At 61.4% G+C, this 18,363-nt stretch carries 20 protein-coding genes; 7 read left to right on the top strand and 13 right to left on the bottom strand.

Features of this window, described 5'->3' with window-relative positions; all coding sequences use genetic code 11:
* Window positions 1–40 precede the first annotated feature (40 nt).
* The gene (gene rplS, locus QM649_RS11580; RefSeq protein WP_415199200.1) at window positions 41–394 is read right to left on the bottom strand and encodes a 50S ribosomal protein L19; all 354 of its coding nucleotides are present in this window, start codon (window positions 392–394) and stop codon (window positions 41–43) included.
* Between the two features lie 290 nt (window positions 395–684).
* On the opposite strand from rplS, the gene QM649_RS11575 reads away from it, so the two are divergent.
* Complete coding sequence (locus QM649_RS11575) at window positions 685–3,123, top strand: ABC transporter permease (protein WP_415199199.1); 2,439 nt, start codon at window positions 685–687, stop codon at window positions 3,121–3,123.
* A gap of 133 nt (window positions 3,124–3,256) precedes the next feature.
* Here QM649_RS11575 and trmD read toward each other — a convergent pair whose 3' ends face one another.
* The 5 genes from trmD to QM649_RS11550 form a co-directional block, all read right to left on the bottom strand.
* Window positions 3,257–4,066, bottom strand: coding sequence for a tRNA (guanosine(37)-N1)-methyltransferase TrmD (trmD, locus tag QM649_RS11570; RefSeq protein WP_415199198.1), 810 nt, complete (start codon window positions 4,064–4,066; stop codon window positions 3,257–3,259).
* Between the two features lie 79 nt (window positions 4,067–4,145).
* Window positions 4,146–4,868, bottom strand: coding sequence for a ribosome maturation factor RimM (gene rimM, locus QM649_RS11565; RefSeq protein WP_415199197.1), 723 nt, complete (start codon window positions 4,866–4,868; stop codon window positions 4,146–4,148).
* Window positions 4,869–4,872: 4 nt separating this feature from the next.
* The gene (locus tag QM649_RS11560; RefSeq protein ID WP_415199196.1) at window positions 4,873–5,157 is read right to left on the bottom strand and encodes a KH domain-containing protein; all 285 of its coding nucleotides are present in this window, start codon (window positions 5,155–5,157) and stop codon (window positions 4,873–4,875) included.
* Window positions 5,158–5,402: 245 nt separating this feature from the next.
* Window positions 5,403–5,654 carry a 30S ribosomal protein S16 gene (gene rpsP / locus QM649_RS11555; RefSeq protein ID WP_415199246.1) on the bottom strand — a complete coding sequence of 84 codons (252 nt, stop codon included), beginning with the start codon at window positions 5,652–5,654 and terminating at the stop codon, window positions 5,403–5,405.
* A 127-nt stretch (window positions 5,655–5,781) separates the two neighbouring features.
* Entirely contained in the window at window positions 5,782–6,630 is an 849-nt protein-coding gene (locus tag QM649_RS11550) for an alpha/beta hydrolase (protein WP_415199195.1), read from the bottom strand.
* Between the two features lie 138 nt (window positions 6,631–6,768).
* On the opposite strand from QM649_RS11550, the gene QM649_RS11545 reads away from it, so the two are divergent.
* Window positions 6,769–7,479, top strand: a complete 711-nt coding sequence (locus QM649_RS11545; RefSeq protein WP_415199194.1) for an esterase family protein — start codon at window positions 6,769–6,771, stop codon at window positions 7,477–7,479.
* Between the two features lie 13 nt (window positions 7,480–7,492).
* On the opposite strand, the gene QM649_RS11540 is transcribed toward QM649_RS11545, so the two are convergent.
* Window positions 7,493–8,443 carry a VWA domain-containing protein gene (locus tag QM649_RS11540; protein ID WP_415199193.1) on the bottom strand — a complete coding sequence of 317 codons (951 nt, stop codon included), beginning with the start codon at window positions 8,441–8,443 and terminating at the stop codon, window positions 7,493–7,495.
* Window positions 8,433–8,624 (bottom strand): hypothetical protein, encoded by a 192-nt coding sequence (locus QM649_RS11535; protein ID WP_415199192.1) that lies wholly within the window; start codon window positions 8,622–8,624, stop codon window positions 8,433–8,435. Before QM649_RS11535 ends, QM649_RS11540 begins: the two co-directional genes overlap by 11 nt.
* A 284-nt stretch (window positions 8,625–8,908) precedes the next feature.
* Here QM649_RS11535 and QM649_RS11530 point away from each other — a divergent pair, with 284 nt between their 5' ends.
* Together QM649_RS11530 and QM649_RS11525 are read left to right on the top strand one after the other, a co-directional pair.
* Window positions 8,909–9,970 (top strand): ATP-grasp domain-containing protein, encoded by a 1,062-nt coding sequence (locus tag QM649_RS11530; protein WP_415199191.1) that lies wholly within the window; start codon window positions 8,909–8,911, stop codon window positions 9,968–9,970.
* Between the two features lie 20 nt (window positions 9,971–9,990).
* Window positions 9,991–11,097, top strand: a complete 1,107-nt coding sequence (locus QM649_RS11525) for a carboxylate-amine ligase (RefSeq protein ID WP_415199190.1) — start codon at window positions 9,991–9,993, stop codon at window positions 11,095–11,097.
* Between the two features lie 251 nt (window positions 11,098–11,348).
* Here the strand turns inward: QM649_RS11525 and QM649_RS11520 are convergent, their stop codons facing one another.
* Window positions 11,349–11,978: an FKBP-type peptidyl-prolyl cis-trans isomerase gene (locus QM649_RS11520; protein ID WP_415199189.1), complete on the bottom strand. Its 630-nt coding sequence runs from the start codon at window positions 11,976–11,978 to the stop codon at window positions 11,349–11,351.
* A gap of 330 nt (window positions 11,979–12,308) precedes the next feature.
* Window positions 12,309–12,737, bottom strand: a complete 429-nt coding sequence (locus tag QM649_RS11515) for an FKBP-type peptidyl-prolyl cis-trans isomerase (protein WP_415199188.1) — start codon at window positions 12,735–12,737, stop codon at window positions 12,309–12,311.
* A 589-nt stretch (window positions 12,738–13,326) separates the two neighbouring features.
* Here QM649_RS11515 and QM649_RS11510 point away from each other — a divergent pair.
* A complete protein-coding gene (locus QM649_RS11510) occupies window positions 13,327–14,385 on the top strand; it encodes a glycosyl hydrolase family 18 protein (RefSeq protein WP_415199187.1) in 1,059 nt (352 codons plus the stop codon).
* A 31-nt stretch (window positions 14,386–14,416) separates the two neighbouring features.
* Here QM649_RS11510 and QM649_RS11505 read toward each other — a convergent pair whose 3' ends face one another.
* The gene (locus QM649_RS11505) at window positions 14,417–14,638 is read right to left on the bottom strand and encodes a hypothetical protein (protein ID WP_415199186.1); all 222 of its coding nucleotides are present in this window, start codon (window positions 14,636–14,638) and stop codon (window positions 14,417–14,419) included.
* Here QM649_RS11505 and QM649_RS11500 point away from each other — a divergent pair.
* Complete coding sequence (locus QM649_RS11500) at window positions 14,637–15,683, top strand: aminopeptidase (RefSeq protein WP_415199185.1); 1,047 nt, start codon at window positions 14,637–14,639, stop codon at window positions 15,681–15,683. The two genes, QM649_RS11505 and QM649_RS11500, sit on opposite strands and share 2 nt — an antisense overlap.
* Window positions 15,684–15,794: 111 nt before the next feature.
* Complete coding sequence (locus QM649_RS11495) at window positions 15,795–16,724, top strand: aldo/keto reductase (RefSeq protein ID WP_415199184.1); 930 nt, start codon at window positions 15,795–15,797, stop codon at window positions 16,722–16,724.
* Window positions 16,725–16,828: 104 nt separating this feature from the next.
* On the opposite strand, the gene QM649_RS11490 is transcribed toward QM649_RS11495, so the two are convergent.
* On the bottom strand, window positions 16,829–17,353 hold the full coding sequence (locus tag QM649_RS11490; RefSeq protein WP_415199183.1) for a hypothetical protein: 525 nt from the start codon (window positions 17,351–17,353) through the stop codon (window positions 16,829–16,831).
* Between the two features lie 3 nt (window positions 17,354–17,356).
* Window positions 17,357–18,139: a hypothetical protein gene (locus tag QM649_RS11485; protein ID WP_415199182.1), complete on the bottom strand. Its 783-nt coding sequence runs from the start codon at window positions 18,137–18,139 to the stop codon at window positions 17,357–17,359.
* Window positions 18,140–18,363: the final 224 nt, after the last annotated feature.

Genomic DNA, 18,363 nt, shown 5'->3' with positions numbered 1-18,363 from the left:
GCCGCAGCCGGGGCGTTTGGAGATGCGTAAAAAGCAGAGCCTACGAGCGCTCGACTTCCTTGAGACGGGCGGCCTTGCCGCGCAGTCCGCGGAGGTAGAAGAGCTTGGCGCGGCGAACCTTGGCCGAGCGGATCTTTTCAACCTTGTCCACAACCTTCGAGTTGAAGGGGAAGATGCGCTCGACGCCATGGCCGAAGCTCATCTTGCGAACCGTGAAGCTGCCCTGGGCGCCGTTCTTCTTGGCAATAACGATGCCTTCGAATGCCTGAAGACGCTCTTTGTCGCCTTCCTTGATCTTGACCTGCACCCGCACCGTATCGCCCGGAACAAACGCGGGCAGGTCGGTGCGATTGAGTTTCTCAGCAAGCCGCTGCATGACGGGATGAATAGACATAGTACTTTCCTGGCGATTGATTCAGAATTTCCAGTGTACCTGAATCCGCGCCCATTTTGTGGCAATCCTGTGGAAGTTTGCCGGGATACGCCGCTGCCTCTCGGCATGGAGCGTACGGGTCCGGGTCGGTCGAGGGTCTCCGCACTGTCCATTTCCGCACAACTAGCGTGGACAGCGGACAGCTTCGGCTCGCCGGGATAAGCCCGCGTCCCTGATTTTACAGGATGATCCGCTCCTTTGCAGCTCTTCCTTTCTGGCCCTCCGATTGCTCCGTATATTCAAACCAAGCCATGTCGACCATACTTCAGGACATTCACTACGCCCTGCGCCAGGCCCGCAAGCAGCCGGGCTTCACGCTGATCGCCGTTCTCACCCTTGCCCTCGGTGTCGGAGCGGCCACGGCCATCTTCAGCGTGGTGGACGCGGTGATCCTCCGCCCGCTGCCCTATGCGCAGCCGGATCGGATCGTGGTGCCCCAGACGATTTCCAAACAGGGGTACACGCAGCCCTTTTCGTGGCTGAGCTTCAAGGATGTCCGTACCCAGAATCACAGCTTTGCAGCGTTCTCGGCCTCCTTTAACTACAACCGCGTGAACCTGCAGACGCCCTCCGGTCCGGTGTCCCTGGGTGCGGTGCAGGGCTCGGATGACTTCTTCACCGTCTTCGGCGTCGCGCCCATCCTTGGCCGCACGTATATGCCCGGCGAAGACCAACCCGGCAAGAACGATGTCGTCGTCCTCAGCTACGAGGTGTGGCAGACCAACTTTGGCGGCCGCTCCGATGTGGTTGGACAGACGGTGCAGCTCGATGGCAAGCCCTACATCTGCATCGGCGTCATGCCGGCCGGATTCCGCTACCCGATGAGCGAGCGCAATGCCGTCTACACGCCGATCCATCTGCCTGTATGGGCGAACCAGGGGCGCGGCTCGCACTTCCTGCAGACGGTTGCGCGACTCAAGCCCGGTGTGACCCGCGAGCAGGCTCAGGCGGAGATGAACGCGTTAATGGCGAACATCGGCAAGGCCTATCCGGATACAGACGGTGGCCGCCGGATGAAGCTGATCGGGATCGGGGACAGTGTCAACGGAGAGGCGCGCAAGTCCGTCTGGACGCTCGCCATTGCCGTGCTGGCCGTGCTCATGATCGGCTGCCTCAATGTGGCCGGCCTGCTGCTCGCCCGTGGTGTGAAGCGTGAGCGCGAGATGGCTCTCCGCGCCGCCATTGGCGCGAGTCGCACGCGCCTCATCCGCCAGATTCTGACCGAAAGCCTGCTGCTCGCCTTCTTCGGCGCGGCGGGTGGCATCGGCCTGGCTGCAGCTCTGCTTGCAGCCATGCGAGTCTTCCTCATCCAGGCCATGCAGCGCGGCGCGGATGCTTCGTTGAACGGCTCCGTTCTTGCCGCCGCTGTCGGGCTCTCGCTGCTGACGAGCATCGCCGCATCGCTGGCCCCGGCGCTGCGCCTCTCGGGATCCGATCCCAACCGTGCGCTCAAGTCTGGCGCGAATGCCGGCACCACGCGCGCCCATCATCGCGTCCGCTCCGGATTCATCATCACGCAGGTGGCGCTTTCGCTGGTACTGCTGGTCGTTGCCGGCGTCCTGCTGCGCTCGATTGAGTCGGATAGCCATCAGGATCTGGGCTTCGACTCCCATCACCTGCTCGCGGTTGAGGTGAATCTATCGCCCGCGCGTTATCAGGGGCGCAATCTCTGGACAGATTTCTATCAGCCGCTCGAAGAGCGCGTCGGGCATCTGCCCGGTGTGCGCGGCGCAGGCCTCATCAACCTGATCCCTGTGCAGGCATACGGCTCCAACCAGGACATTCATATCACCGGTCAGCCGCCCTATCCGCCGGATCAGATCAATCTGGCGGAGATGCGCTTCGTCACGCCGGGCTACTTTAACGCCATGGGCATCCGGCTGATGCGCGGCCGCCAGCTGTCGCCTTCGCTGGATATTTCGGAGAACAAGGCCGGCACAATCGTCGTGAATCAGGCCTTCGTGAAGAAGTACATCCCCGCGTCCCTCGATCCCGCGGTGCAGCATCTCGACGACAACGATGATCTCTCGAAAAAGACGGCCATTGTCGGCGAAGTCTCGAACGTCCACCAGAAGCTCGGTGAGCCGCCGCTCGCGGAGATGGACTGGCTCATCACCGAGATGTCGGCTGCAGACATGGGTTCCATGCTGATGAGTGACAACCTCATCGTCCGCACTGCCGGCGATCCGAAGGCGCAGATTCCTGCCATCCGCGCCATCATTCACGACCTGGACCCGACCGTGCCGGTTCGCGCGCCGGAGACCATGGATGAGGTGATCGCGGACCAGCTGGTGATGGAGCGCATGGCAACCTGGCTCTTCGGCATCTTCGCCGCGCTCGCACTGCTGCTGGCCGTGGTTGGACTCTATGGCCTGATCAGCCACGAGGTGGAGATGGGCACGCGCGACATCGGTGTGCGCATGGCTTTGGGCGCAACCCGCCTCAGCGTGCTCCAGATGATTCTGCGCCGCGTCGTCGTTCTGCTGGTGGCTGGCGTCGGCGGAGGATTGGCTCTGGCCTATGCGACAAAGCAGCTCATCGCTTCGGTGACCGTGATCGACTTCGGCCACCAGGCCTTCCTGCTTGCGGGCCTCGCTGCCACGATGGTCGTGATCGGCCTCGGCGCTGCATTGCTGCCGGCAAGGCGGGCGTCGTCCATCGAGCCGATGCAGGCGCTGCGGACGGAATAAAGAAGGGTAGGGAACAGGGGATAGGATGTAGCGAAAGCGCGGGCGCATCCGGATTCTCGCTGGTCGAGGGAACTGCAGGTTCCTCCGCTGCGGTCAGAATGACAATCGTTCTTAAGCTTCTGCCTGAGCCCTGTTACTTCAGTTTGTCGAGAAACGCCTTGTCCTGCTTGGAGAGCGCTGCTTTTTCGAGCAGGTCCGGACGGTTGCGGAAGGTCTTTTCGAGTGCCCGCTCGCGCCGCCATTTGCGAATGGCCGCGTGATCGCCGCCCGCCAGCACTTCCGGCACAGCCATCCCGCGAAACTCCGGGGGACGTGTGTAGTGCGGGTAATCGAGCAGCCCGCCTGAGCCGTGTGTGGCGCGTGGCGTCGCGCCGCTTCCTCCGCCAGGAGCAGGGAAGTGCTCGTCACCGTCGCCGAAGCTTTCGTAGGCGCTGGAATCCTGGTTGCCGAGCACGCCGGGAATCAGCCGCATGACTGCGTCGATGATGACCGCCGCGCCCAGCTCGCCGCCCGAAAGCACGTAATCGCCGATCGAGAGCTCGCGGTCGCAGGCCAACTCGTTCACGCGTTCGTCCACGCCTTCGTAACGTCCGCAGAGGAAGACGACGCGCTCCAGTCGCGAGAGCTCCCGCGCCACCGGCTGCGTGAACCGCGAACCCTGCGCCGAAAGAAGGACGACCGACTCACGCGCCGGGTCGCGTTCCGGCTTGGGCGCGATGCCGAGCGATTCGACCGCGTCCATCAGCGGCTCCGGCTTGAGCACCATGCCTTCGCCGCCACCGAACGGGCGGTCGTCCACCGTGCGATGCCGGTCGTGGGTGAAGCTGCGCAGGTCGTGCGTGTGTGCCTCGATGAGGCCGTTCGTCATGGCGCGTTTCATGACGCCATGGCCAAAGATGCCGGTGAAAAAATCCGGAAAAATCGTGATGATATCGAAACGCATTTTTGAATGAATGGAGAAAGAGAACTGAGATCAGCTTCGCCCGCGAAGCCGTGGCCTGTCTACTGGCCCAGTGCTGTAGCTATTTGGTTGAGGGCGGCTGGCCTTTGCCGGGAGCTTTTTTCTTCCAGGGCCGATGCTTCGTCCATTTCTTCGGCGCAGCCGGCGCTGGCGCGCCTTCTTCCGCGGAGGCCTGCTGTTGCAGCGTGCGCTCTTCCGCTGTCAGCGGCGCGTTGATCTCGAGCAGCCCTGCCGGGAGGCGCATCTCGATCCGCTTGGCTTCCGTGTCGATCTTTTCGATATAGGCCGAAGCGAAGGGGATCAGCAGTTCCTTGTCTTTGCCGCTCTGGAAGTCCTTTGTCGCTTCCAGCACCAGCAGCGAGGTGAAGCGGTCCACATCGGTCACGGTGCCGATGGTCGGCGCGCCTTCGGAGGCAAGGTCGATGACGGCGCAGTCGATCAGGTCGCTGATGTAGATCGAGCCGTCGGTGAGCTCGGCACGCTCTTCTTTCGGGATGGCTACATGGAAGCCGCGCAGTTTTTCGGCGTCATCGATCGAGTCCACACCTGCGAATTTCAGCACGATGCGGCCCTGGTGCGGCCAGAAATCTTCTAAATCGAATTGGCGGGGGGGCGCCTGAGTTTGAGCCGTGGAAGTGGCTTCAGCGCCGGGAGGAAGCAGGAACAGTCGCCTGCGGTCGGAGAAGCGCTCCGGAAAATCCGTCAAAACATCGGCCAGGATTTCTCCGTGCCGACCTTGTGGGCGCACAAGATGGGCGAGCAGGGCCCATCCCGATATTGCCACGGCGCTACTCGTTGGAGGCCTCGTTCTTGTGCTCTTCGAGGATGTCCAGCGTATAGCGGTGATGGTGCTTCATGCTGACAGCGCCAAGAATGGTTCTCATAGAGCGCGCAGTTCGACCCTGCTTGCCGATGACCTTGCCGACATCGCTGGGGGCGACGCGCAGCCTTAACACCGTGCTCTCTTCTCGCTCAACTGCTTCAACGATTACGGCCGCGGGCTCATCCACAAGTGCGCGCGCGATTTCTGTCACGAGCTCCTGCATATTGTCCGGCCGTTCCTGGTGCGTCATTCTTTTTGCCTCCCTTGAGGACGTGGGTTTTCACTCTCGGGCTCGCGCCATCTTATCAGTAACCGTGTGCAGAGGATAGGGGAAATGCGAACGTGAAAGTTACTCATTCCACTACTCTGTCTTACGGCAACACGCCGCCCGGAAGCGCCCGAAAAGGCGCTCCGAACAGGATGAATCCGGCGCTGAAGAGAACCAGAAGTCAGAAAAAAGTCATCAGGGGGAGAGAGGCCGCAGCTCTCTTGAAACTAGGCTGCGGCGGTCGGTGCGGGGGCGGGGGACTGCGCAACCAGCTTGGCGACGCGGTCCGAATACTGGGCGCCCTTGCTCTTCCAGTAGTCGATGCGGTCATGCTTCAGGCTGATCGAAGCAGGGTTGGTGCGGGGGTTATACGTGCCCACCACCTCGATGGAGCGGCCGTTGCGGGCGCGGTCCTTTTCGATGACAACAACACGGTAGTAGGGCTGCTTACGGGCGCCAACACGCGCCAGGCGAATCATCAACACGGTGAAAATCCTTTCGGGACAACTGAAACTTTGGGACCTGGCTCGTGGAACCCTTCAAGAAGGCTGCATGCACACGGCTTCCCAGCAATCAAGTATAGCAAATCCGTCCGTAACAGGCCGTTCATCTTGCCGGAAACAGAAACCGCAGCATCGGTCCGACCCGTTGCGCCCAGGACGCCTCATCGTGCCGGCCTCCGGGGATGGCCTCGAAGTCCAGGTCCACGTCGTCGCGCCAGCCCGTGGCACGCAGGCGTTCGGCCAGCAGTTCGGCGTTCAGAAGCGTCCGGCTGCCCTCGGCGTCGCCCGCGTCCAGCCAGATGCGCGGCTTCGGCGATACCCGCTCGCCGTTCTCTTCCACGCAGCGGAGGATCCACTTGCGGTCCCACCAGACGGACGGCGAAAGCACAGCCAGCCTTCCAAAGAAGCCGGGGAATTTCAGTCCTAAATACAGGGAAATCAGCGCGCCCATGGAGGAGCCACCCACGCCGGTGTGCTCCGGGCCGGAGAGTACGCGATAGCGCGCGGCGATAAACGGGGCCAGTTCTCGCACCATCATCTGGCCATATCGGTTGCCGTCGCCGCCGCCCATCTCGGGATCGGCCGTGGGGCTATATTCCGCCAGCCGGTGCTCGCCGGTATTTGCAATGCCGACGATCAGCAGCGGCTCGACCTCGCCGGACTCGATCATGGCGTCGGCGGTCTCGGCCACCTGCCAGGTCACGCCGGGAACGAAGGAGATTCTGGGGTCGAAGAGGTTCTGGCCATCCTGCAGGTAGAGCACGGGATAGCGGCGGTCAGCATCGGCTTCATAGCCAGGCGGCAGGTAGACCCAGACATCCCGTTCGCGGCCCAGCCACTGGCTGGGGAAATCGCGGTGCAGCTTTAACCGCGGATGCTCTGGCTCGGGCGTGACCGGTCGTGCGGCGGGAACCGGCTGGGATATGAGCTGAGATGCGGTCTGCGTTGCCAACCTGCGCTGCGTCGTCCTTTTCCGGGAATCTATGCGGGAAACCACGCGGTCGCCGCCGTGGGATGGAATCAGCTTCCTGCCTGTTACAGTACAGGAAAATCAACGCCCGATGAACGAAGGGAGCAGAGGCAGGCCCCAATGCATCGCGAATATCACAGGTGGTGGTCGCCGCGGCTGGGCCGCGACATGGAGCTGCTCGTCTTCGGCCACGCGGGCGTGCCGGTCATCGTTTTTCCCACCTCGCAGGGCAGGTTTTACGAGTTTGAAGACCGCGGGCTCGCCGGTGCGATCGATTACAAGATCGACCGCGGTGAGGTGCAGCTTTACTGCCTCGACAGCGTGGACGCCGAGAGCTGGTACAACCGCAATGTGCCGCCGCGCTGGCGCATCGCCCGCCATGTGCAGTATGAGGATTACGTTCTCCACGAGGTGCTGCCGCTCGTCCGGGTAAAGAATCAGAACCCGTATTGCATCAGCCTCGGTTGCAGCTTCGGGGGCTTCCACGCGATGAACATCGCGCTGCGCCATCCCGACCGCTTCACCGGATGCCTCTCGATGAGCGGAGCCTTCGATATGACCCGCTTTCTGCACGGTCATTATGATGACGATGTCTACTTCCACACGCCCACGCACTTCATCGCGAACCTCAGCGATCCCTGGTATTACGAGCGCTATCGCCGCAATACCTACATCCTCGGTACGGGCTGGGACGACCACTGCCTCGGTGCGAACCAGCATCTCGCAAAGCTGATGGGCGAACGCGGCATTCCGCATCGGTTATGGATATGGGAGACGTATAACAGCCACGACTGGCCGACGTGGGGCGCGATGATGCGGGAGTATTTGTAATCGTAGCTGTGACTTATTTGGCGTAATAGCCCGATCGCGACCGGATGTACACGCCGTCCTTCTTTGGCTCGATAACTACCTTGCGGAATCGCCCATCCAGCTGCTTGTTTGTAGAGTAGTAGCCGATCGAATAGAGCGACCGCAGCTCTTCTCCGATCTGCGTAAAGGCCTGCGGAAGATCGACGTGCAGCGCATCGAAATCGCGGCCGCCTGTCTCTTCGCTGATGTGGCTCAGCGCAGCGATGCCGTGCCGGTTATTCGCTGTCAGCTTGTCGTGCCTGATCTCGGTATAGCGGATCGCGTAAATAAGCGCGTCAGCCTGCTGCGCCGCGGCGATGGTCTCGATTTCGTCGTGCGCGCTGGCGTTCTCTTCGCCGTCCGTGAAGAGGATCAGTGCTTTCTGTCGTCCTGAGACCGGGGCCAGCTTTTCGGTCACGCTTGCATAGATGGCGTCGTACACCGCGCTGCCGCCATCGCGCGTCTCATCGGGTTCGAGTTCGTGGAAGTCGTAATCGCCCTTCTTCACCTTGCTGTAGCGTTCGAGCCCCGCGATAACCTGTGCAGGGTCCGAGGTAGCATCGCTCACCAGCCGCAGGTGATTGCCGAAGCAGAGCGCGAAGACCTGATCCTGAGGCCGCAGAACGCTGCGCAGGAAGGTCTCGATATCGCGCAGGTGCTGCTTGAGAAATTTGTCCTGGCTCGACGATGCGTCCACCACCAGTCCAAGCGTCAGCGGCATCTCCGACTCGCGGGAGAAGAGGCGCAGCTTTTGCGCCACGCCATCTTCGAAGACGGTGAAGTCATCTTGTGAGAGGTTTCCCACCAGTCGTCCGCTTGCATCGCGCGCGCTGAAAGTCAGCGTGACCAGGTGCGTCTCCACGTGCAGCGTGGGGGTTTGCGCACGGAGTGGTGCGCCGGCGGCGAACAGTACCAAGAGCAGGAAGAACGTTGTCTTAAATCGCACGCAGCAGTCGGCCCGGAAGAAACAGAATTGCCGTCACCAGTTCGAGTACGCCGCCCACGGCGATACCTACGATGCGGAAAGGCAACAGCAGCAGCCATACGAACGGGTATGCGATAAGCGCCAGCAGGGCCAGCGGCCAGCACATCACGAAGAGCAGGCACCAGAGAAGCAACTTCAGCATTGCGGTCGAACTCCTTCGCCGGGTTAGGGCCTGCATAGGGATACGCAGGCGGCCGCGAGGAGGTTCCCTGTGCGAGAGGCTTCGGCGGCCCCGAGCCTCGCAGCTGCTTCCTCGCCTCTTTGTTTCACCTCTGCAAATTCTTGGGATATTCCTTTTGCGCCTCGCCACCGGGTGGGCTAAGGTGAGGGGGAGGCCCCGGGTCGCTCTGCCGTACCGGACTTTGTTGTGACGACCCTGGGCGCATCGACCTCGATAGCAGAGGCAGCCCTGATGGCAGAGGTAGCGTGGTGAAGAAAATCGGCGTTCTCTTCGGCATGGAAAACACCTTCCCCGGCGCGCTGGTCGAGCGCATCAACTCCATGAATCTCGACGGCATCAGTGCGGAGTTCGTCGAAACCGGGGCAGTCCGCCTCGATGTTCCGCCGAAGTATGCCGTGATCGTGGACCGGATCTCGCACGACATCCCGTTCTACCGTGCCTTCCTCAAGCACGCCGCGCTGCACGGCACCGCCATCATCAACAACCCGTTCTGGTGGTCGGCCGACGACAAGTTCTTCAATTACGCGCTGGCTGCAAAGCTCGGCGTCGCGGTGCCGCCGACGGTGATCCTGCCGCACAAGCATTTCCCGCAGGGCACGAACGAGCGCTCCATGCGCAACCTCGAGTACCCGCTCAAGTGGGACGAGATCTTCGAATACGTGGGCTTCCCGGCCTTCCTCAAGCCGGTGGATGGCGGGGGCTGGCGCGACGTGCATCATGTGCACAACCGCGAGGAGTTCTTCTGCGCCTATGACCAGAGCCGTGATCTTTGTATGACGCTGCAGCGCGCGGTGCACTTCGATGAATACTTCCGCTGCTACGTGGTCGGGCAGGACAAGGTGCACATCATGCCTTACGATCCGCGCCGTCCACACCACGAGCGCTATCTGCAGGATCCGCCGGCGTACAGTAAGAAGCTCCTGAAGCGTGTAGAAAAGGACGCGCTCGCTCTCTGCCAGGCGCTTGGCTACGACCTCAACACCGTCGAGTTCGCCGTCGAGAAGGGCGTGCCCTACGCCATCGATTTCATGAACCCCGCGCCGGATGCGGACCTGCATTCTGTGGGCGCCGCCAACTTCGAGTGGATCGTCTCGCACGTGGCCGCGCTTGCGGTAAAGAAGGCGAAGAAGGCGCCCGAAGCTCCGGCGCCGCAGGCTTCTGTGCTGCTTGGCGCCTCCGTAAAAACGGTAAAGAAAGCCGCGAAGAAGCCGGTGAAGGCCAAGCCGAAGGCGAAGCCGGATACTGGGAAGGTTCCAGCTGCCGCGGAGACGGTAGAAGTCGCCGATGCACAGCCCGCAGGCAGTTAGAATCGGCAGAGACAAAGCGCATGCGTCCAAGCTTCACCATCGGCATCGAAGAGGAATACCAGACGGTTGACCCCGTCACCCGCGACCTGCGCTCGCACATCTCCACCGAGATGCTGGCCAAGGGCAAGATTCGCCTGGAAGAACGCGTCAAGGCGGAGATGCATCAGTCCGTCGTCGAAGTGGGCACCCGCGTCTGCCGAACCATCGGCGAGGCCCGCACCGATCTTTACGATCTCCGCCGTCAGATGATCTCGCTTGCCCGCGAGCACAACCTGCTGCTCGTTGCCGGCGCTACGCACCCTTTTGCCGACTGGCGCTCGCAGGAGATCTACCCCGACGAGCGTTATGCGCGCGTCGTCGAGGACCTGCAATCGGTCGCCCGCGAGAACCTCATCTTCGGCCTGCACGTGCACGTCGGCATCGAAGACAAGGAAGCGGCCATTCGCGTAATGAACTCGATGCGCTACTTTCTGCCGCACATCCTGGCGCTTTCAACGAACTCGCCCTTCTGGCGCGGCGACAAGACCGGTCTCAAGAGTTATCGCGCGAAGGTCTTCGACAAGTTTCCGCGCACGAATATCCCCGACAGCTTTGCGAGCTACAGCGAGTTCGAGGACTTCGTGAATCTCCTTATCAAGACGAACTGCCTCGATAACGCGAAGAAGATCTGGTGGGATATCCGCCCGCATCCGTTCTTCAGCACGGTTGAGGTGCGTATCTGCGACATCCCGCTACGCGCCGAGGAGACGCTCGCGATTGCAGCGCTGATCCAGGCCACGGCTGCGAAGCTCTATCGCCTGCACGAGCGCAACCAGGACTGGCGGCAGTATTCGCGTGCGCTGATCATGGAGAACAAGTGGCGCGCCGTTCGCTATGGACTGGACGGGAAGCTGATCGACTTCGGCAAGCAGATCGAGGTTCCGGAGCGCGAGCTCATCGTCGAATACATCGACTTCGTGGATGAGGTCGTCGACGAGCTGCAGTGCCGCGACTCCATCGCGTACATCCACACCATCCTGCGCGAAGGCACGGGCGCGGATCGCCAGCTGAGAAAGTTCGAAGAGACGAACGACCTGAAGGCTGTGGTGGATTACATGGCGGAAGAGACGCAGGCGGGGTTGTTTTAGCCGCAGCTTCTGGCTGCTAGCTCTTAGCTTCTAGCTTTGTCCAGGCTTGTTGAGGTATGTGCTTCCCCACTCAAGCCAAAAGAAGGCTTGAATGGGGCACCCGGCATCAGCAAAAAAGCTAAAGGCTAGAAGCTAGCAGCTAAAAGCTACTGCCGGGTGCCCCACGTCTCGAGTTTGAGACGTGGGAATGTACGATCTACAGCACCCGGTAAGAAAAGCTAAGAGCTAGAAGCTAGTAGCTAGGAGCTGCGTTACTGCAGTGTTGCCGGGTCCTTCTGGGCGATGAACTCGATGTCGAAAACCAGGTCGGCCTTGGGCGGGATGGGACCGCGGCCGCGTGCTCCGTAGGCCAGCTGCCAGGGGATGAAGAGACGCCGCTTGCCGCCGACCTTCATGCCGGCGAAGCCTTCGTCCCAGCCGGTGATGACACGATGCGCGCCCTGCGGGAAGTCGAAGGGCTGTCCGCGGTCCACGGACGAATCGAACTTGGTGCCATCCGACGCCAGCCATCCGGTGTAGTGGACGGTATAGTACCAGCCCGGCTGGGCCTCGTCGCCGGTGCCTACCGTGATGTCCTGGTAGCGAAGCGCGAATCCGGTCTGAACGTCGGCGGTGACAGGGGGGATATTGTTGGGCAGCACAGGTACAGTCTCCTTCGGGGTTGGGCAGGGCGCGGGGCGATGCACGGCGGCGCGCCGGGTCGCGGGATGCGCGGTGGTATGAGTCGCAGTCGTGCTCTTCGCGGCGGTCTTTGCCGGTGCCGTTGTCTGCGTGGATGGGGTGGAGGCGGTTTGAGCCATCAGCAGGGATGCAGCCAGTAGCGGAAGTGCCGCTACACCCGCTGCGATCCCGGCTACCGCTCCGGGGCGTCGTACGCGCATGGATATCTCCATAGGGAACTGAGCGAAAGATAACCGCTCGCTCCCTGCCAGTCAAAGGACTGGCCGTCCACAAGGCAATTGCGGGACTGTCGTCCAGGCAACTGCGGGTTCTTCCTCTGTGTGTCCGTAGGAGTGATGAGGTTGGGCTAGGAATTGAGATCGTGCGTACCCAAGCTAACAGCCGACTTGAGTGGGCCACCGTCGATTTTCACGCTGGAAGAGGAGAAACCGCAGGTTCCTCCGCCTCGCTTCCTGCGGTCGCTTCGGTCGGAATGACAACCGAGAAAAAGAAGCACTCTGGTCGGGATGACATGGTCTGCGATCTGAGGGCTACTGAGGCGGTGCCGGCGGAGTTGGCGGCGTGGCGGGTGTGGGAGGAGCCGCTGGTTCGGGTGGGGTGGGAGGCGCTGGTGGCGCATTGGGATTGCTCACCGAGACCAGCTCCACGTCGAAGATGAGGTCGGCCTGCGGCGGGATGTTGCCGTGACTGCTGTCGCCGTAGGCCAGTTGCCAGGGGACATAAATTCTCCGCCGTCCGCCGACGCGCATTCCCACAAAGCCATCTTCCCAGCCGGGGATGACGCGATGCGTGCCCTGCGCGAATTCGAGCGGACCGCCATCGTCGTAGGACGAGCTGAACTTGACTCCGTTTGCCGCGAGCCAGCCGGTGTAGTTCACCCGATAGACCCATCCGGGCTGCGCGATCTGGCCTGTGCCGGGCTGCAGATCCTGGTAGCGGAGCGCGAGACCCGTTTGCATCGCTCCGGAAGCGGGCGGGATATGATCCGGCGCCATACTTGCCGCGATTCCCGCAGCTCCCATGGTTGAAGTGGCAGCGCAGGGCGTGGCAGGCCGCGTGTAGGGGCGTCGCGACATATTTCTGCGTGCCGCGGTCTTTCGTGCTGTCGAGGCGGCAGGCTTTGCAGCAACGGGTTCAGGAGCGGCGGTCAGGCTCGGAACGGGACGTGAGAGTGGCTGGCCCGCAGATGGCTTCGCTGCCGGAGCCGCAGCAGTCTGCACTCCCGAAGTCTGTATTCCGGGAGCCTGACCTGTAGCCGGTTGAGACGCGGCCGTCTGAGACGCCGCAGGCGTAGCCGATGCGCCCTTGCCGCGATGAAGCCATCCGGCGACCGTCTGCCGGAGCTGTTGCGTGCGCCGGGCAATAGCTCCGCTATTTGCAGGAGCGGGAGCATTGGATGGCTGCTGGTTTTGCGCAAGGAACGCCGGTCCGGAGAGTGCGGCTAGCAGCAGAAAGAAGCATGTGCGGCCCGCAAAACGCCGCGCGCCTTTCGGAGAGCATAAAGCTGCGGTGGTATCGTCGAGGCAATCCCTTTTCGTTTGGAGCTCCATGAAGAAGTACCTCTGTCTTGCTGCATTTCTGCTTGGCTTTGCCGGCCTTGGTCTCAGCCAGGCCCAGGCTCAGAACCCGAAGGCGCTGTTCTATCTCACGCGCGATGCCCGTTCCGTTCGCTCCTTCATGGATCACGCCTCGCAGGTCGATATCCTCGTGCCCGCGTGGTATTCGGTCGACGCGGACGGACTGGTAGCGGGCGGCGCGAACCCGATGATCCTGGCAAAGGCGAAGGACGCGCACACGCCGGTGATGCCAATCGTGGCCAACGACGCTTCGTCGGCTGCGCCGTTCCACGCGCTGCTCGGCGATGAGAGTGCGCAGTACAAGATGATCGACCAGCTCATCGAGATCGCGAAGCTCAACGGCTATATCGGCTGGCAGTTCGATTTCGAGAACGTGAACTGGGACGACCGCGACGCGCTTTCGAGGATTGTGGCGCGCACCGCCGAGCGCCTGCACAAGGCAGGTCTGCAGCTCAGCATCGCGACGGTGCCGAATGCTCCGGGCCTCGCTGGCGAAACCGGCTACTCCAAATTCATGTTCTCCGAATGGCGCGGCGCGTACGACCTGGCTGCGCTGGCCAAGTCGGTTGATCTCATCTGCCTGATGACCTACGACCAGCATACCCGCTACACCCCGCCGGGGCCGGTAGGCGGCTGGGGATGGACCAACGAGAACCTCGACTACGCGCTGAAGGTCGTGCCGCCGCAGAAGCTCTCACTCGGCATCGCTATCTACGGCTACCACTGGTTCTCCGGCACGCCGCAGAAGCCGGAAGAGAAGCCGAACCCGACCGCCGAGTACATCAGCGGATCGGATGCTCTCGATCTCGCAAAGGCCTACGGTGGGCAGGTCCAGTGGGATGAGGGCGATAAGACCGCGTGGCTTTGGTTCACCCGCGACGACGAGCGCGAGTGGATCTTCTTCACCGACAAGCGCACCTTCGAGGCTCGCTACAACCTGGCGAAGCAGAAGGGCCTGCAGGGATTCTGCTCCTGGGATCTGGGCGACGAAGACCCCTCGATCTGGTCCGCGCTGCCCAGCCACAAGTAAATTGCAGGAAGAGGAAATACGGGGCGGACCTTCACAGTCCGCCCTTTTTCTTGGCCCGGATCTCCTCGCTCAGTTTTTTCAAGCCGAACAAAACATGCTGCTTGCCCGGATTTCTGCCATGTTCTGATATCGGCCATGCGGCAAAAAGCAGCGGAAACCCGCGAAAAATGGGCTTGCGCCAAAAAATGGGCTGCGCCGGGAAACGAGTTCCGTTACCCTGAAAGCAGCGCTTCGCCCCGCAGACCCCGTACATGCAGACAGAACTTTCATCGCAGGCCCAGGCCCTGCTGGCCACGCCTTTTTCTCCCGATTTCCTTCCCGGAGCCCGCTCCGCCGTCGGCACCTGCCTGCGCGTCGAGGCCTCGGAGAAGGTCACGCTCATCACTGACCGCGTCACCGCGCCCATCGCCGCGTCGCTCGCGCAGGAGCTGGCCGCCAATGGCTGCCGCTGGGATGTCTTCGTGCTCGAAGACCTTGCGCCGCGCCCGCTCGCCGGCATGCCTGCCGAAGTGCTGGCTGATATGGAGACCTCCGACGTAAGCATCTTCGCCGTGGCCGTGCAGCAGAATGAGCTGCTCTCGCGCATGCAGATGACGAACGTGGTGAACCGCCGGCACATCCGCCACGCGCACATGGTCAATATCACTCCGCAGATTATGTGCGAGGGGATGCGCGCCGACTTTTATCGCGTCGACCAGCTCTCGCAGAAGGTGATCGAGAAAGTGCGCAGGGCAAGCGTGATCCGCGCCACAACCCCGGCGGGGACGGACATTCGCGCCGACCTGAATCCCGGCTACCACTGGCTGAAGACGTCGGGGATCATCTCGCGTGACAAGTGGGGTAACCTGCCGGGCGGTGAAATCTTCACCACTCCGGGCGAGGTGAACGGCACCTTTGTGGTCGACGGCGTGGTGGGCGACTACCTCTGCGCGCGTTACGGCCTGCTTGAGGCGAACCCGCTTACCATCGAGATCAGGGGCAATCGCATTGTGAGCTGCGAGAGCGAGAATCGTCAGCTGCGCGACGACTTCTGGGCCTACACGCACACCGACGAGAACTCGGATCGCGTCGGCGAGTTCGCCATCGGCACGAATCTCGGCGTCGAGCGCGTCATCGGCAACATCCTGCAGGACGAGAAGTTCCCCGGCATCCACATCGCTTTTGGGAACCCGTACGGCGAACACACCGGCGCTCCGTGGACCTCGACCACGCACATCGACGTGGTCGGCCTGCGTTTCGACATCTGGGTAGATGACGAGCAGATCATGCAGGGCGGCCGGTTTTTGATCGAAGCATAACTCTGAAGAGCGCGCCTAGCGAAGAGCGCGCGCATCCAAACACTCATGGCTACAACAAAGGTTTCTGCAGAAAAGGCTGGGTCTGAGCTTCGCCGTCTCGGCAACTCGGATATGGATCTAACCGCGATCGGCTATGGCGCGTGGGCGATCGGCGGCGGCAACTGGGAATTCGCCTGGGGCGCCCAGGATGATGACGAGTCGGTTCGCACCATCGAGCGCGCCCTCGACCTTGGCATCAACTGGATCGATACCGCCGCCATCTACGGCCTCGGGCACTCGGAAGAGGTCGTTGCCAAGGCGCTGAAACACGCTTCGCACAAGCCCTATGTCTTCACCAAGTGTTCGATGCGCTGGCATGAGGATCGCTCGATCTACCGCAGCCTGAAGACCGCTTCGCTCGAAGAGGAGATCGAGAACTCGCTTCGTCGTCTCGGCGTCGACACCATCGACCTTTACCAGATCCACTGGCCTAATCCTGAGGCGGAGATTGAAGAGGGCTGGGAGACGCTCGCCCGCTTCCAGGAGCAGGGCAAGGTCCGGTATATCGGCGTGTCCAATTTCTCGGTCGAGCAGATGAAGCGTGCGCAGAAGATCGCGCCCATCACCTCGCTCCAGCCGCCCTATTCACTACTACGCCGCGACATTGAAGCCGAAATCCTGCCCTTTTGCCGGGAGCACAATATCGGCGTGATCAACTACTCGCCGATGGTCTCCGGCCTGCTGACCGGCAAGATGACCGCGGAGCGCATCGCGCAGATGCCTGCCGATGACTGGCGCCGCAAGAGCCCGAACTTCACCGAGCCAAAGCTCTCCCGGAACCTGAAGCTTGTGGAAATTCTGCGGGAGATCGGCAAAGAGCATGGCGTCGAGCCGGGCGTCGTGGCGATCGCCTGGACGCTGCGCAATCCGGCCATTACGGCTGCCATTGTCGGCGCCCGCCGGCCCGATCAGGTTGACGGCGTGCTGCCAGCGTCGACCTTCCGCCTCAGCGATGCGGAGGCAGCCCGGTTGGAGCGCTTCCTCGCTGAGAATCCTGCCTAAGTGGTTCAGAGAAAAGAGCAAAGCCCACGCCGCGAGGCGTGGGCTTTTTTGCATCCGGGGAGGGGCGAAGCAGCGACTACATCTTTTTCGTGTAGAGCAAAACCCTACATTGATTCCAGGAAGCGTGGGAAAAACAACGCGGAGTGCTCCTGGAACAGCATGGTCATGTGGGCCAGCATCGCGCTGTAGGCGCTTGCCGCGCGGTGCGCGTGCACAGAGGCAGCCACACCGGAGCGGGAGAAGCCGTACTTGACCAAAGAAATCAGGACCGCGACACGGAGCTGAAGGGCGTCGCTCCGCAGCTCTTCAATCAGCTGCTCCGGGACGTTTTCTCCATGTTCGCTGGCATAATCGGCAAGCTCGAGCAGGACTCCGGCATTGGTAAACATTGCCCAGAGGCCATTCGCGCCGTCGATGCGGCGCCAGATATCGGCGGGGGTAGCGTTGATCTGGTCGCTGTAAAGGTAGCGTTCGGTGACGTCGGCAAAGCCGAACTCACTGTTCGAACGGAGGCGGGAGACGATGGAATCCCAGTCTTTGGCGCGGCGGCGTGACTGGCTGCGACGCCAGTAAACCGCATAGCCAAGGAGCAGGAGCACAGCACTGATGGTGAGAATGGGCAGAACCATGCGTTACCTGTGTTTCCTAGCAACGATCGACTGCTGCTGCTTTGGGAATGCAGATATTGATATCAAAAATTCCGACATTTTGGAATTAAATTCCTTCCTCGGGGCTTCTTTTCTCAGGAAGGCGTAGGACCAGTAGTAGAGAGCGCAGAGATAACTAAGGATTCGAAGATGATCCCACCGCGCATACTGAGTTGGAAAATCCGGTCCGGCACGGAGGTGACTGTGAACCAGCTCTACCGCCAGGGTCACAAAGGCATAAAAAGCCAGGCCTGTTGTCAGTTGCAATACGTGGTTTTTCCAGCCCAGCCCCAATACCTGTGAAAAACCAGCGATGACCACAAATGTAACCAATCGCAAAATCGCGATCGTTGTATTTAAGACAATCAATGCGCGGGGATGCAGAAGCGTGGCTGCGTTAAGATGTGCGGCGATCCAGAATCCTCCAGCGCCTATCCCCACCATAAGTATGAGGAGGGCAACTAGGATTCCAGCAGGAAGCGACCGCTTAACCGGTCGCAGCACATTTGCTGCAATCTCAAGCAGAACGCAGAGCTCTAAGGTGCTAAGAGCTATAGATTCAACAAAATAGGCTTTGTAGTACGTGAGGGCAGAAGCATGATGAATCAGGATGTAGACCAGAGCTTCGGAGAGGGTATTAAAGATCACCCAGCTCACGAAGAGAGGGAAGTCTCTGTAGTGCTTGCGCATAAGGAGCACGCAAGAGAGAGAGACCTCTCCAAGGATGCCGGCCATCCACAGTAATGTGTCGAGGCTCGTCAGTTTCATACGTCACGCTTCCACCTGAAGGATAGCAGTTGGAAAGCGTGAGCCTTGAGACAAAAGTCGAAACGGGCATAACACTTTTGTCTCAGCAGCTTTAATTCAAAAAGTTAAGAGCTAAGAGCTTAGGCGACGGCCGGCGGCGGAATCGGCGAAGGCGACGCAGGGCTGGCGAAGGCGACGGCCGGCGGCGGAATCGGCGAAGGCGACGCAGGGCTGGCGAAGGCGAC

Source organism: Silvibacterium sp., from assembly GCF_047605705.1.
In the GTDB taxonomy this organism is placed as follows: domain Bacteria; phylum Acidobacteriota; class Terriglobia; order Terriglobales; family Acidobacteriaceae; genus Silvibacterium.
This window is presented reverse-complemented; position numbering and strand designations above follow the sequence as displayed.

Coding starts and splice junctions, on each gene's coding strand:
- QM649_RS11500 (WP_415199185.1), top strand. CDS start 14,637: ATGCAGACAGAACTTTCATCGCAGGCCCAGGCCCTGCTGGCCACGCCT.
- QM649_RS11525 (WP_415199190.1), top strand. CDS start 9,991: ATGCGTCCAAGCTTCACCATCGGCATCGAAGAGGAATACCAGACGGTT.
- QM649_RS11505 (WP_415199186.1), bottom strand. CDS start 14,638: ATGTACGGGGTCTGCGGGGCGAAGCGCTGCTTTCAGGGTAACGGAACT.
- rplS (WP_415199200.1), bottom strand. CDS start 394: ATGTCTATTCATCCCGTCATGCAGCGGCTTGCTGAGAAACTCAATCGC.
- QM649_RS11575 (WP_415199199.1), top strand. CDS start 685: ATGTCGACCATACTTCAGGACATTCACTACGCCCTGCGCCAGGCCCGC.
- QM649_RS11515 (WP_415199188.1), bottom strand. CDS start 12,737: ATGCAAACGGGTCTCGCGCTCCGCTACCAGGATCTGCAGCCCGGCACA.
- rpsP (WP_415199246.1), bottom strand. CDS start 5,654: ATGATTCGCCTGGCGCGTGTTGGCGCCCGTAAGCAGCCCTACTACCGT.
- QM649_RS11495 (WP_415199184.1), top strand. CDS start 15,795: ATGGATCTAACCGCGATCGGCTATGGCGCGTGGGCGATCGGCGGCGGC.
- QM649_RS11485 (WP_415199182.1), bottom strand. CDS start 18,139: ATGAAACTGACGAGCCTCGACACATTACTGTGGATGGCCGGCATCCTT.
- QM649_RS11520 (WP_415199189.1), bottom strand. CDS start 11,978: ATGCGCGTACGACGCCCCGGAGCGGTAGCCGGGATCGCAGCGGGTGTA.
- QM649_RS11490 (WP_415199183.1), bottom strand. CDS start 17,353: ATGGTTCTGCCCATTCTCACCATCAGTGCTGTGCTCCTGCTCCTTGGC.
- QM649_RS11510 (WP_415199187.1), top strand. CDS start 13,327: ATGAAGAAGTACCTCTGTCTTGCTGCATTTCTGCTTGGCTTTGCCGGC.
- QM649_RS11535 (WP_415199192.1), bottom strand. CDS start 8,624: ATGCTGAAGTTGCTTCTCTGGTGCCTGCTCTTCGTGATGTGCTGGCCG.
- QM649_RS11560 (WP_415199196.1), bottom strand. CDS start 5,157: ATGACGCACCAGGAACGGCCGGACAATATGCAGGAGCTCGTGACAGAA.
- QM649_RS11545 (WP_415199194.1), top strand. CDS start 6,769: ATGCATCGCGAATATCACAGGTGGTGGTCGCCGCGGCTGGGCCGCGAC.
- trmD (WP_415199198.1), bottom strand. CDS start 4,066: ATGCGTTTCGATATCATCACGATTTTTCCGGATTTTTTCACCGGCATC.